This is a genomic window from Ruoffia sp. FAM 26254 (genome assembly GCF_045528545.1).
Taxonomy (GTDB): Bacteria; Bacillota; Bacilli; order Lactobacillales; family Aerococcaceae; genus Ruoffia; species Ruoffia halotolerans.
Genome location: NZ_JBGQQY010000138.1, coordinates 1 through 255, shown reverse-complemented (window position 1 = coordinate 255; position 255 = coordinate 1). Strand labels below are relative to the sequence as shown.

Genomic DNA, 255 nt, shown 5'->3' with positions numbered 1-255 from the left:
TCAAAAGAACAGAACACATCATGAGCTCTGTTCTTGATCTTAAACAAGATAATAGTTTATTTGTATTCTCTCAAAGTTTGTTTAAATAACTCAATGGCCAAATTATCTATCCCGTCAGCCGAAGGCTGTCCTTCGTCGTCTAAGTAATAAGGTAGTAGTAATGAGGATAGATGTAAGCCAATGTCTTCTAAAAGGTATACCGCAAGTAAAAAAACAATTCGAGTTTTAATTTCAATCGGAATCATTTCGTGCTTT

General features: G+C 34.1%; 1 protein-coding gene. It reads right to left on the bottom strand.

Going from position 1 to position 255, the window contains the following annotated elements; translation table 11 throughout:
* Nucleotides 1-56 precede the first annotated feature (56 nt).
* Nucleotides 57-255, bottom strand: a 199-nt coding sequence (locus ACEN3Z_RS12015) for a hypothetical protein (RefSeq protein ID WP_407091001.1), incomplete at its 5' end; no start/stop codon positions are given.